At 71.3% G+C, this 11,627-nt stretch carries 12 protein-coding genes; 8 read left to right on the top strand and 4 right to left on the bottom strand.

Annotation, left to right across the window (positions count from 1 at the left end; translation table 11 throughout):
• The first annotated feature begins 314 nt into the window (after positions 1-314).
• The 6 genes from ald to ACIBK6_RS13870 all read left to right on the top strand — a co-directional run bounded on the left by ald (position 315) and on the right by ACIBK6_RS13870 (position 6,334).
• Positions 315-1,430 (top strand): alanine dehydrogenase, encoded by a 1,116-nt coding sequence (gene ald, locus ACIBK6_RS13895; protein WP_399051453.1) that lies wholly within the window; start codon positions 315-317, stop codon positions 1,428-1,430.
• Between the two features lie 404 nt (positions 1,431-1,834).
• A complete protein-coding gene (locus ACIBK6_RS13890; protein ID WP_399051410.1) occupies positions 1,835-2,953 on the top strand; it encodes a ParA family protein in 1,119 nt (372 codons plus the stop codon).
• The gene (locus ACIBK6_RS13885; RefSeq protein WP_399051409.1) at positions 2,938-3,477 is read left to right on the top strand and encodes a hypothetical protein; all 540 of its coding nucleotides are present in this window, start codon (positions 2,938-2,940) and stop codon (positions 3,475-3,477) included. Before ACIBK6_RS13890 ends, ACIBK6_RS13885 begins: the two co-directional genes overlap by 16 nt.
• Before the next feature lie 51 nt (positions 3,478-3,528).
• Complete coding sequence (locus tag ACIBK6_RS13880; protein WP_399051408.1) at positions 3,529-4,551, top strand: segregation and condensation protein A; 1,023 nt, start codon at positions 3,529-3,531, stop codon at positions 4,549-4,551.
• The gene (gene scpB, locus ACIBK6_RS13875) at positions 4,518-5,168 is read left to right on the top strand and encodes an SMC-Scp complex subunit ScpB (protein WP_399051452.1); all 651 of its coding nucleotides are present in this window, start codon (positions 4,518-4,520) and stop codon (positions 5,166-5,168) included. The genes ACIBK6_RS13880 and scpB overlap by 34 nt, the downstream gene beginning before the upstream one ends.
• The gene (locus ACIBK6_RS13870) at positions 5,165-6,334 is read left to right on the top strand and encodes a pseudouridine synthase (RefSeq protein WP_399051407.1); all 1,170 of its coding nucleotides are present in this window, start codon (positions 5,165-5,167) and stop codon (positions 6,332-6,334) included. Before scpB ends, ACIBK6_RS13870 begins: the two co-directional genes overlap by 4 nt.
• A 520-nt stretch (positions 6,335-6,854) precedes the next feature.
• Here ACIBK6_RS13870 and ACIBK6_RS13865 read toward each other — a convergent pair.
• Positions 6,855-7,577: a dienelactone hydrolase family protein gene (locus ACIBK6_RS13865; protein ID WP_399051406.1), complete on the bottom strand. Its 723-nt coding sequence runs from the start codon at positions 7,575-7,577 to the stop codon at positions 6,855-6,857.
• Between the two features lie 455 nt (positions 7,578-8,032).
• On the opposite strand from ACIBK6_RS13865, the gene ACIBK6_RS13860 reads away from it, so the two are divergent.
• On the top strand, positions 8,033-8,800 hold the full coding sequence (locus tag ACIBK6_RS13860; protein ID WP_399051451.1) for an NUDIX hydrolase: 768 nt from the start codon (positions 8,033-8,035) through the stop codon (positions 8,798-8,800).
• Positions 8,797-9,810: an ADP-ribosylglycohydrolase family protein gene (locus ACIBK6_RS13855; RefSeq protein WP_399051405.1), complete on the top strand. Its 1,014-nt coding sequence runs from the start codon at positions 8,797-8,799 to the stop codon at positions 9,808-9,810. Before ACIBK6_RS13860 ends, ACIBK6_RS13855 begins: the two co-directional genes overlap by 4 nt.
• 24 nt (positions 9,811-9,834) lie before the next feature.
• On the opposite strand, the gene ACIBK6_RS13850 is transcribed toward ACIBK6_RS13855, so the two are convergent.
• From ACIBK6_RS13850 to ACIBK6_RS13840, 3 genes are all read right to left on the bottom strand, one after another.
• Positions 9,835-10,596, bottom strand: a complete 762-nt coding sequence (locus ACIBK6_RS13850) for a DNA polymerase beta superfamily protein (protein ID WP_399051404.1) — start codon at positions 10,594-10,596, stop codon at positions 9,835-9,837.
• A gap of 18 nt (positions 10,597-10,614) precedes the next feature.
• Positions 10,615-11,073 carry a Rieske (2Fe-2S) protein gene (locus ACIBK6_RS13845; RefSeq protein WP_399051403.1) on the bottom strand — a complete coding sequence of 153 codons (459 nt, stop codon included), beginning with the start codon at positions 11,071-11,073 and terminating at the stop codon, positions 10,615-10,617.
• A gap of 160 nt (positions 11,074-11,233) precedes the next feature.
• Entirely contained in the window at positions 11,234-11,569 is a 336-nt protein-coding gene (locus ACIBK6_RS13840) for a DUF952 domain-containing protein (protein WP_399051402.1), read from the bottom strand.
• Positions 11,570-11,627: the final 58 nt, after the last annotated feature.

Below are 11,627 nucleotides of genomic sequence, written 5' to 3'. Positions count from 1 at the left end.
GTTTTGGGGGGTGCGGGCGGGCCACCTCTGGCTCGCGTCCCCCCCCCGGCCGGGGCCCCCCCCCCCCGCGGCGGCCGGGCGCCCCGGGGCCGCCCCCGACCGGCTTCTGGAAGATGAGGCAGCAGGCGCTGGGGACCTGCGAAATCCGTAGCAGTTCAGCCAAAGATTGGAGCTTTGTAAGGGTAGACAGCGGGAAAACCTTCATTAGACTGGCTCTGCCGCAACTTCCTGCGGTGTCTCCCGGTGTGCCGCAGTGCATCCGGGTATGTATCGCATTACCCCCCTTTATCCCTGAGCCAAGGACCGTGATCGACGTGAAGGTCGGTATCCCCCGCGAGGTCAAGAACAACGAGTTCCGGGTGGCCATCACCCCCGCCGGTGTGCACGAGCTCGTGCGCCACGGCCACCAGGTCTTCGTCGAGCAGAACGCCGGCGTCGGCTCCTCGATCACGGACGCCGAGTACGTCGGCGCCGGTGCGGAGATCCTCGCCACCGCCGACGAGGTCTGGGCCACCGCCGACCTGCTGCTCAAGGTCAAGGAGCCGATCGCGGAGGAGTACCACCGCCTCCGCAAGGACCAGACGCTCTTCACCTACCTGCACCTCGCCGCCTCCCGCGAGTGCACGGACGCGCTCCTGGAGTCCGGCACCACCGCCATCGCGTACGAGACCGTCGAGACGGCCGGCCGCCAGCTGCCGCTGCTCGCCCCGATGTCCGAGGTCGCGGGCCGGCTCGCCCCGCAGGTCGGCGCCTACCACCTGATGCGCTCGGCCGGCGGCCGCGGCGTGCTGCCCGGCGGCGTCCCCGGCACCCACGCCGGCAAGGCCGTGGTCATCGGCGGCGGCGTCTCCGGCTGGAACGCCACCCAGATCGCCGTCGGCATGGGCTTCCACGTGACCCTGCTCGACAAGGACATCAACAAGCTCCGCGAGGCCGACAAGATCTTCGGCACCAAGGTGCAGACGATCGTCTCCAACGCCTACGAGCTGGAGAAGGCCGTCATCGAGGCCGACCTCGTCGTCGGCGCGGTGCTCATCCCCGGCGCCAAGGCCCCGAAGCTGGTCACCAACGAGCTCGTCGCCAAGATGAAGCCCGGAAGTGTCCTTGTCGACATTGCGATCGACCAGGGCGGCTGCTTCGAGGACTCGCGTCCGACCACGCACGCCGAGCCGACCTTCATGGTCCACAACTCGGTCTTCTACTGCGTCGCCAACATGCCGGGCGCGGTGCCGAACACCTCCACCTACGCGCTCACCAACGCCACGCTGCCGTACATCGTGTCCCTTGCGAACAACGGCTGGGCCGAGGCGCTGCGCCGCGACGCCGCGCTCGCGCTGGGCCTCAACACCCATGACGGCCAGGTCGTTTACGGCTCGGTCGCCGAGGCGCACGGCCTGGAGCACGTCGAGCTGCACGCGCTTCTCGGCTAGGGAAGAGCCGGTTCGTCAACGCGGACCGTCAACCTCATACATCCGGCCGGACCTTGATGACCAAGGTCCGGCCGGATGTGTATCGCGACACTTCTGCCCACCTGTGACGGGCTCGCTCAACTCGCCTCGAACGTAACCCTTTAACCGTTTCGCGCACTGGTGAAATGCGCGCCTGACCGCCCGTACGCCCTTGACAGAGTGGTGTTCGGTTGCCGACACATCGGGCCGGGTCCGGCGGATTGTGTTGCTGCGGACCGGTGACACGCCATAGAGTCGCCAACCGTCGGCATGGTGCCACGCTGACCTATCGATAAAGTTTCCTGGTCACGTCCAAGGAGGTAAGACGACTTGTGAATGAGTCGACATTTACTCCCGGAGGTGGTCAGTCAGGAATCCCTGCGGGGATGTCCGTACGGAGCCAGAGCCCTTCGGGGCCCGAGGCTGTCGGCTCCGTCGCGGTCCGCACCTTCGAAACCACCCAGCACATGACGACAGCCCCACGGATGATGGACGGCCTACACGTGAACGCCACGGCCGGCAACGAGAGCGGCCGGGAGACCGCCGCTCTCGCCGACTTTGACGAGGTGCCCCAGGGGCACTTCTACGACCCCGACGCCGAGTACGAGCCCGACCCCGAGTACGCGGCCACCCTCGCACCCGACGCCGCCCGCCAGCGCCGCGAGCGGATCGGCCCGACCGGACGGCCGCTGCCGTACTTCCCGATCCCGGGTCCGCTGACCGACCACGGTCCCGCGAAGATCATCGCGATGTGCAACCAGAAGGGCGGCGTGGGCAAGACGACGTCGACCATCAACCTGGGTGCCGCGCTCGCCGAGTACGGACGCCGCGTGCTGCTCGTCGACTTCGACCCGCAGGGAGCCCTGTCGGTCGGCCTCGGCGTCAACCCGATGGAACTCGACCTCACCGTCTACAACCTGCTCATGGAGCGGGGCATGTCGGCCGACGAGGTGCTGCTCAAGACCGCGGTCCCCAACATGGACCTGCTGCCGAGCAACATCGACCTGTCCGCCGCCGAAGTGCAGTTGGTGAGCGAGGTCGCGCGCGAGTCCACGCTCCAGCGGGCGTTGAAGCCGCTGATGCAGGACTACGACTACATCGTGATCGACTGTCAGCCCTCGCTCGGCCTGCTCACCGTCAACGCCCTCACGGCGGCCCACAAGGTGATCGTGCCGCTGGAGTGCGAGTTCTTCGCGCTGCGCGGGGTGGCCCTGCTGACGGAGACCATCGAGAAGGTGCAGGAGCGGCTCAACCCCGACCTGGAGCTGGACGGCATCCTCGCCACGATGTACGACTCCCGCACGGTGCACAGCCGTGAGGTCCTGGCCCGCGTGGTCGAGGCCTTCGACGACCACGTGTACCACACGGTCATCGGCCGGACCGTGCGCTTCCCGGAGACCACCGTCGCCGGTGAGCCGATCACGACGTACGCCTCCAACTCCGTCGGCGCGGCCGCCTACCGTCAGCTCGCCAGGGAGGTGCTCGCCCGGTGTCACGCCGAGTGAGTCTGCCCGGGGCCGACGAACTGTTCCGTACGACCGGGGGGATGGCCCTCTCGCCGTCCACCCCGAGGCGGGGGGCCAACGGCGAGGCGAGGGTGCCGGGTCCGGCGGGCGAGAGCGAGCCGGTCCCGCCCGAGTCCGCGTCCGAGGCGGAGCACACCGCCGCCGAGGAGGACTCCAACCCGGCCGAGCCGCGCAGCCGGGGCACCGCCGAGGCGGAGACCGCCAAGACCCGGCGCACGCCCGCGCAGGGCGGCTCCGGTTCCGGCACCGCGCAGCAGCGGCGCCGGCAGCGGGCGGCCAACCGGCGGCCCAGCGGCCGTGAACGGCACGACGAGAAGATCACCGTGTACGTCTCCGCGGAGGAGCTGATGGACCTGGAGCACGCGCGCCTGGTCCTGCGCGGGGAGCACGGGCTCGCCGTGGACCGCGGCCGGATCGTGCGCGAGGCGGTGGCCGTGGTTCTCGCGGATCTGGAGTCGCGGGGCGACGCGAGCATTCTTGTGCGGCGGCTTCGGGGGCGGTAGGGCTAGCCTGCCGCTTGCTCCGCCCTTCTTTGACGAACCCTGGACCGCCCCTTGTCGACTGCCGACGACCCCTCCGCACCTGCTGCGCGTGGGCCGCGCCGTGCCTTGGGAAGGGGTCCGGGCGGGGCGGATGAAATTCTCCCCACCCAGCCCCTTCCCGCTGTGACATTGAGCGGCTCCGCCGCGGAGGGGGCTCCGCCCCCGGACCCCCGCTCCTCAAGTTCTCCCAAGGACTTCGTCCAGGGGGGACCCCCAGGGGCTGATTCTTCGCCCGGCGACGGGCGGTTCAAGGTCAGGCTCGCGAATTTCGAGGGGCCCTTCGATCTGCTGCTCCAGCTCATCTCCAAGCACAAGCTGGACGTCACCGAGGTCGCGCTGTCCAAGGTCACCGATGAGTTCATGGCGTACATCAGGGGCATGGGGCCCGACTGGGACCTGGATCAGACCACCGAGTTCCTCGTCGTGGCCGCCACCCTGCTCGACCTCAAGGCCGCCCGGCTGCTGCCCGCCGCCGAGGTGGAGGACGAGGCCGATCTCGCGCTCCTGGAGGCGCGGGACCTGCTGTTCGCGCGGCTGCTCCAGTACCGCGCGTACAAGCAGATCGCGGACATCTTCAGCGGGCGGCTCGACGCGGAGGCGCGGCGCTACCCCCGTACCGTCGGCCTGGAGGCGCACCTCGCCGAGCTGCTGCCCGAGGTCGTCATCAGCATCGGCGCCGAGGGTTTCGCGAAACTGGCCGTGAAGGCCATGCAGCCCAGGGCGAAGCCGCAGGTGTACGTCGACCACATCCACGCGCCCCTCGTCTCGGTGCGGGAGCAGGCGGAGATCGTCGTGGCGCGGCTGCGGGAGTCGGGGGAGATCAGCTTCCGGGTGCTCGCCGAGGACGCCCCGGACACGCTCACGGTGGTGGCCCGCTTCCTGGCCCTGCTGGAGCTGTACCGCGAGAGGGCCGTCGTCCTCGACCAGGACGAGGCGCTGGGGGAGCTGATGGTGCGCTGGAGCGGCGGGGCCGGTGACGGGGCGCCGGCGGTGACCGACGAATTCGACCGCGTGGTGACGGAGGAGCAGGCGTGAGTGAGGAACTGGAGCTGAAGCCGGCCCTGGAAGCCGTCCTCATGGTCGTCGACGAGCCCGCCACCGAGGAGCACCTCGCGAAGGTCCTGGACCGGCCCCGGCGGGCCGTGGCGGACGCCCTGCGGGAGCTGGCCGACGAATACACCGTCCAGGGCCGCGGCTTCGAGCTGCGGCTCGTGGCGGGCGGCTGGCGGTTCTACAGCCGGGCCCAGTACGCGGACGCCGTCGAGGGCTTCGTCCTGGACGGCCAGCAGGCGCGGCTCACCCAGGCGGCCCTGGAGACCCTCGCGGTCGTCGCGTACCGCCAGCCGGTGAGCCGGTCGAGGGTCTCCGCGGTGCGCGGAGTGAACTGTGACGGGGTCATGCGGACCCTGCTCCAGCGGGGTCTGGTCGACGAGGCGGGCACGGAACCCGAAACAGGTGCGATCCTGTACACGACGACGAACTACTTTCTGGAGCGGATGGGCCTGCGCGGCCTGGACGAGCTCCCGGAGCTCGCGCCCTTCCTCCCCGAGGCGGACGCGATCGAAGCCGAGACTCTGGAGGGTGTGCCGTCGTTCGATCCGGACGCGCCGGACGCGCCGGAAACCCACGCAGACGACAAGACGGAAATTTGATGCGAAGCAGCGGCAGGAACAGCAGCGGAAACAACGGCGGGAGCCGTGGTGGCAACAGCGGCGGCCGCGGCAGCAGTGGTGGCGGCGGTGGCCGGGGCGGCAACCGGGGTGCCGGTGGCGGCCGCGACGACCAGCGCAAGGGCGGCGGCCCGCGCCAGAGCGGCAGCGGCAAGCCGCGCCCTCTGCGTCCCGAGGAGCGCACCTACGACGTGGGCGGCTCCTCCGAGTCGCCCCGCACCGGCCGCGGCGCCTCCGCGCGCGGCGGCGCCAAGGGCGGCCCGAAGGCCCCCCAGGGCGGCACCCCGGTCCGCCGCGGCCCGCACGGCCAGCGGCTCGGCCAGGCCCGCCCGCGCGAGCTCGACGCCAAGATCGAGCAGCGCAACCGCGACCGGTACGCGGACAAGCCGGATGTGAAGACCCCCAAGACCTTCCCGGGCGCCGAGCAGGAGGGCGAGCGGCTGCAGAAGGTGCTGGCCCGGGCCGGCATGGGTTCGCGCCGCGCCTGCGAGGAGCTGATCGAGCAGGCCCGGGTCGAGGTCAACGGCGAGATCGTGCTCGAACAGGGCAAGCGCGTCGACCCCGAGAAGGACGAGATCAAGGTGGACGGCCTCACCGTCGCCACCCAGTCGTACCTGTTCTTCGCGCTCAACAAGCCGGCCGGCGTCGTCTCCACCATGGAGGACCCGGACGGCCGCCAGTGCCTCGGTGACTACGTCACCAACCGCGAGACCCGGCTCTTCCACGTCGGCCGGCTCGACACGGAGACCGAGGGGATCATCCTGCTCACCAACCACGGCGAGCTGGCCCACCGTCTCACCCACCCCAAGTACGGCGTGAAGAAGACCTACCTGGCCGCCATCACGGGCCCGCTGCCGCGCGAGATCGGCAAGCGGCTCAAGGAGGGCATCCAGCTGGAGGACGGCTACGCGCGCGCCGACGCCTTCCGGGTCGTCCAGCAGACCGGCAAGAACTACCTGGTCGAGATCGAGCTGCACGAGGGCCGCAAACACATCGTGCGCCGCATGATGGCGGAGGCCGGCTTCCCGGTCGAGAAGCTGGTGCGGGTCGCCTTCGGCCCGATCGGGCTCGGCGACCAGAAGTCCGGCTGGCTGCGCCGCCTCACCAACACCGAGGTCGGCATGCTGATGCGCGAGGTCGAGCTCTAGGACCCGTCCGGCGGATCTTGTCCGGGACGCGGGGGGCCCTGGGCACCGCCTCCACTTCGCGGCGAGAGCCCGGTTCCCGTTCCGTACGGGAGCCGGGCTTTTGTGCGGCCCTGTTCTCGTATGGCCACCGCCGGGTGGCTATACGAGAACAGGGCCGCGATCCCCGGGAGTTCGCCGAAACCGAAGGTTCTTGGCGTGGTGCTCCATGTTGCGATTGGTTCGCCGACGGCCGGCTGCTGGTCGCCAACCCCGGCCCGGGCGCGGGTGGTCGAGTCGGTCGCCTGCCCGGTGATCCGCAAGGTAGGGCCGAGTGCTTCACGGCGTGGGCCCAGGTGATGGAGAGCTCTGGTGGCTGAGCGCCGCCCCGACCGGCCGGTACCGCCGATGGCCGGTACCGCCGCGATCGGGGCGGTCGTGCGTCTGCCGGGCGCCGTCATCGAGGCGGGCCGGGGCCTGTCCTCGATGGGCGGCATCCTGGCCGGCGGCGCCTACCGGCTGCTGCCGACCCGGCGGCCCGGCCTCACTTCAGGTGCCGGCCGAAGTACCGGTCCCCGTCCTCCCGCTCGAACCACGGGGTGCCGAGGTGCCCGCCAAGATTGGCGTGCAGCGTCTTCTCCTTGGTGCCGAAGGCGTCGAACAGGTCCAGGGCCCGCTGCCGGGGGTTGCCTTCGTCGTCCCACTGCAGCAGGAACAGCAGCGGAATGGTGACCTGCCGAGCCTCCTCGCGCTGGGCGCGGGGCACGTAACCCCCGGCGAAGAAACCGGCGGCCGCGATGCGCGGCTCGACCGCTGCAAGGCGAATGCCGACGGCGGTCCACCCCGAGTACCCGACCGGGCCGCCGATCTCGGGCAGTGAAAGGAGGGCGTCCAGGGTGGTCCGCCATTCCGGGACCGCCTTTTCGACCAGCGGGCCGATGAAGGACTCGAAGATCTCATCGACCGGCTCACCGGCCTGCATCGCCCGGCGGAGGTCGGCGCGGGCCTGCTCGTCGGCGGCGGAACGGGGCCGGTCACCGCACCCGGCGGCGTCGATGGTGGCCACCGCGTAGCCTCGCGCAGCGGTGTACCGGGCCCGGGCCACCAGCCGGGGTTCCGTCTTGGGCAGGCCGTTGTTGTGGGCCATCAGGATCAGCGGGGCCGGTGCGGCGGATTCAGGCGTCCACAGGGTGCCGGGGATCTCGCCGAGGGTGAATTCGCGTTCGAGGACGCCGTCGTCGAGACGCTGTTCAGAAGTGAAGTGCATGGTCATGCCTTTCGGGAGTGCGCTATGAACGGCGCTCCCGGACGACGTGTCGCCCGACCGTGACCCCGGAGGGGAGCACCCATGTCGATACTGCGTTCACGGGTACCACCTCCTCGTTCTCTTGCACGGCCTCCGGAAAAGTAGCAGTGGCCGCCGTGGTCCGCCAACGGGTTTTTGCGGAGGCTCGGTGGCCGCAGCTTCCCGAGTTGAGGGCCGCCTCTCTTGTGCCCATGCGTCGAACACCTTTATAGTCAGAGTGACCATTAAGGGGGTGCGGGCGTGAGCCTGGCTTGGAGTGAGGTCATCGCCCTTGCCGCGTACGGCCGGTGGACCTGGGCCCACGGGGGTGGACCAGGTTCCGACCCGTTGCCGGGGCGGCGATGACCGCCGTGGACGGGCCCCGGGCGCCGGAGGGGTGCGCCCGGGGCCCGGAGGAGGACGAGATGGCCGACCGGATGCCCGAAGTGACCGACGCGTCCGGTGTCGAAGGGGCGGGCCGGGTGCCCGAAGGGTACGACCCGCACGCCTTCGAACCGTTCGCCGTCACCGTCGACCTGGCCGTCTTCACGGTCCGCGACGGCGCCCTGCACGCCCTGCTCATCCGGCGCGGCCAGGACCCGTACGCGGGGGCGTGGGCGCTGCCCGGCGGGTTCGTGCTGCCGCGCGAGTCCGCCGAGCTCGCGGCGCGCCGCGAACTGGCCGAGGAGACCGGCCTTTCGGACGGGATCGTCGCCGCGCTGCACCTGGAGCAGCTGCGCACCTACAGCGAACCGGACCGCGACCCCCGCATGCGGGTGGTGTCGGTGGCGTACACCGCGCTCGTGCCCGATCTGCCCGAACCGCGCGGCGGCGGCGACGCGGCCCACGCGGAGTGGGTCGCGTTCGGCACGTACGGGCGCCTGGCCTTCGACCACGCCGACATCCTCGCCGACGCGCACGAGCGCATCGGCGCCAAGCTCGAATACTCCTGCCTCGCGACGTCGTTCTGCCCGCCCGAGTTCACCCTCGGCGAGCTCCAGCAGGTGTACGAGACGGTCTGGGGCACCGCCCTGGACCGCCCCAACTTCCGCCGCAAGGTCCTTGCCACGCCCGGCTTCGTCGAGCAGGTGGCAGGCGCCTCGCGGCTGACCGGCGGCCGGGGCAAGCCGGCCGCGCTCTACCGGGCGGGTCCGGCGACCGCGCTGCATCCGCCCCTTCTGCGCCCGGAAGGACGACAGACATGAACCGTCCCGCGAAACAGCCGGCCACCGGCGCGTTGCTCGGCCTCGCACTGGGTGACGCACTCGGCTTCCCGACCGAGTTCAACGACGTGCCCTCGATCCTCGCCACGTTCGGGCCGTGGCGCGAGATGGCGCTGCCGAAGCCCGCGATCGTCACCGACGACACCCAGATGACGCTCGCCCTCGGGCGCGGCATCCGCACCGCCATGGACAGCGGCCTGCTCGGCCCCCGGCGCCTTGAGGGGCCGGTCCGCGCCGAGTTCGTCGACTGGTACCACTCACCCGAGAACAACCGGGCGCCCGGCCGGACCTGCCTGGTCGCGTGCGCCCGCCTGGACAGCGGGTTGTCCTGGCAGCAGGCCAGCCAGATCGGTTCCAAGGGCTGCGGCGCCAACATGCGGGTCGCGCCCATCGGCCTCGTGCCGGGACTGAGCGAGGAACAGCGGGCGGGCGCCGCCCAGTTGCAGTCCGCGCTCACCCACGGCCACCCGACCGCCCTGGCCGCGTCCGACCTCACCGCGCGGGCGGTGTTCCTGCTCGCGCAGGGCGCCGACCCGGTGGGCCTGGTCGGCCAGCTGCGGTCGTACGCGTACGAGAACCGCAGCCGCTACCACGACCGCTGGCTCGGCGACCTGTGGACGCGGGCGCAGGACCCGACGCCCGGCCACTTCATCGCACGCGGCTGGGACGACTGCCTCGACGCCCTCGACCGGGTGCTCAAGGCGCTCCGCGCCCCGTCGCCGGAGACCGACCCCTGCCTGGAGACGGGCGACGGCTGGATCGCCGAGGAGGCCTTCGCCACGGCCCTGTTGTGCTTCCTGCTGTTCCCCGGCGAGCCGCTCACCGCACTGCGCCGGGCGGCCTGCACCCAGGGCGATTCGGACTCCATCGCCTGCCTGGCCGGCGCCTTCGCGGGCGCCCACCTGGGAGCGGCCGCCTGGCCCGCGGAGTGGGCCGAACGCGTCGAGTACCGCAGCGAACTCCTGACGCTGGGGGCGCTGTGGGACTCCTGAGGGGTACGAACCGGAGCCGCCGCGCTACGTGTTGAGGGTGCTTCGCACCGCGCCCGACGTGTCCGCTTCGAGCGCCGACTCGCGGCGCACCCGGAACAGGAAGTCCGCCACCCGGGCCCGGTCGGGCTCGGATGGCAGCGGGCTGCGGGCGGCCGCCTGATCGGACTCGGCCGCCAGGCGGGCCATCCACGACTCGACCTCGGTCCACGAGACCTCGCCGCGCCTCACCGCGAGCAGCCGTTCGCGCTCGGCGCCCACGTCGATGGTGAGGGCCCCGGTGCGCAGCAGATCGCGGCAGCTCGTCAGGAGCCGCAGCAGATGCATGGCGTGCTTCCACCGCGGCGCGCCGTACTGGCGCACATCCGCGTCGAGCTTCCTGCGCTGGCCGAGCGCGTAGCGGGCGAAGGTCTGGTGGGCCTGCCGGGAGAGGAACGCCTCGCGCAGGGCGAGGAGTTCCCGACCGGTGTCGTCGATGTGCTGGACGAGCGGGGAGTGCAGGCACTCCAGGACGTTCGGGTTGGCGCGCAGGGCCAGTTCGCAGAAGCGCTCCAGTTCCCAGCTGAACTGCTCGACTCTCCCCGAGCTCTCGACTTCGTTCGAGCAGGGGAGACCCCATCGGCCCTCGACATGGGTCGGGGGCCTCTCGAAGCGCCAGAACAGCGGCGTCGGCGCGAGGTAGACGCCCCGTACGTCGGTGTCGCTGTCCTCGGTCGCGAGGCCGAAGGCGCGCGAGCCCATGACGCAGGAGTAGACGGTGTGGTCGGCGACGAGCTGTTCGGGCGTCATGGCGGTGATTCTGGCCGGTCAGGCCAGCCGGATCGAACCGTTTTCCACGGTGAGCGGCTGGGACGCGAGCGGCCGCGGGGCGGGCCCGGCGGCGACCGAGGCGTCCGCGACGCGGTACTTGCTGCCGTGGCAGGGGCAGTTGATGGTGCCCCCGGACACCGTGGAGACCGTGCAGCCCTCGTGCGTGCAGATCGCCGAGAAGCCCTTGAAGGTGCCGGCCTCCGGCTGGGTGACGACGACCTTCCGGTCCGGGAAGATCTTGCCGCCGCCGACCGGGATGTCCGACGTCTTGGCGAGGGCCTGGCCGGCCTGGGCGGGCGGGCTCGACTGGCTGACCGGAGCCGCTCCGGTGACGCTGGGCGGCGCCGGGGGCGGCGTCGAACTCCCGCCACCGCCCTTGGACTTCGAGCAACCCGCCAGGGCCGCCGCCCCCGCGGCGGCCGCGAGTACGGTCCTGCGGCTGTTGACCGCTTCCATGCTGTGCTCCTCAAAACGTCGAAAAGTCGTCGAACCGTACGCGGAAGTACGTACGGCAGGAGCATCCTGGCGTCGAAGGCGTCGAAGACGAAGCACCGACGGGCTCAACGCCGCGTCGTGTATTCCCGGGTCCCGAGCGGGACGAGGCCCGCCGGGGCCGTCACGTCCACGGCGCGAGGTCCACCGCACGCCCCTCGGCGTCCCGGCGCACTTCGAGCACCGCCGTCACGGCCGCCCGCTCGATGGGCCCGTACACATGGGGGAACACCGTGTCCCGGGTGCCTTCCCAGCGGAGCTCGGCGGACAGTGCCGACTCGTCGACGCACAGGACCAGGAGCGGGCCTGCCACGTCGCGGTAGCGGGCGTCGGCGATCGCCAGCGCCGCGGACTCGTCGGCCGAGCAGTGCACGAAGCCCTCGGCGGCGAGGGAGGGCGGGGCGTAGGGCAGTCCGGGATGGGCGGACCACTCGTCCAGGGGAACCACGTGAAGGATCATCCGTCGGTTCTACCGCAGCTCTGCCGGGGCCCGGGACCGGCCGCGCGGGCCCCGCCGC

Origin of the sequence: Streptomyces sp. NPDC050485 (assembly GCF_044458185.1) — a bacterium.
Classification (GTDB): domain Bacteria; phylum Actinomycetota; class Actinomycetes; order Streptomycetales; family Streptomycetaceae; genus Streptomyces.
Note: the sequence above shows the minus strand (reverse complement) of the source record. Positions and strands in the feature narration are given on the sequence as shown.

Excerpts from the sequence above, each read along its gene's own strand:
- ACIBK6_RS13840 (WP_399051402.1), bottom strand. The coding sequence starts at position 11,569 with ATGATCCTTCACGTGGTTCCCCTGGACGAGTGGTCCGCCCATCCCGGA.
- ACIBK6_RS13855 (WP_399051405.1), top strand. The coding sequence starts at position 8,797 with ATGAACCGTCCCGCGAAACAGCCGGCCACCGGCGCGTTGCTCGGCCTC.
- ACIBK6_RS13865 (WP_399051406.1), bottom strand. The coding sequence starts at position 7,577 with ATGCACTTCACTTCTGAACAGCGTCTCGACGACGGCGTCCTCGAACGC.
- ACIBK6_RS13890 (WP_399051410.1), top strand. The coding sequence starts at position 1,835 with ATGTCCGTACGGAGCCAGAGCCCTTCGGGGCCCGAGGCTGTCGGCTCC.
- ACIBK6_RS13860 (WP_399051451.1), top strand. The coding sequence starts at position 8,033 with ATGCCCGAAGTGACCGACGCGTCCGGTGTCGAAGGGGCGGGCCGGGTG.
- ACIBK6_RS13845 (WP_399051403.1), bottom strand. The coding sequence starts at position 11,073 with ATGGAAGCGGTCAACAGCCGCAGGACCGTACTCGCGGCCGCCGCGGGG.
- ACIBK6_RS13850 (WP_399051404.1), bottom strand. The coding sequence starts at position 10,596 with ATGACGCCCGAACAGCTCGTCGCCGACCACACCGTCTACTCCTGCGTC.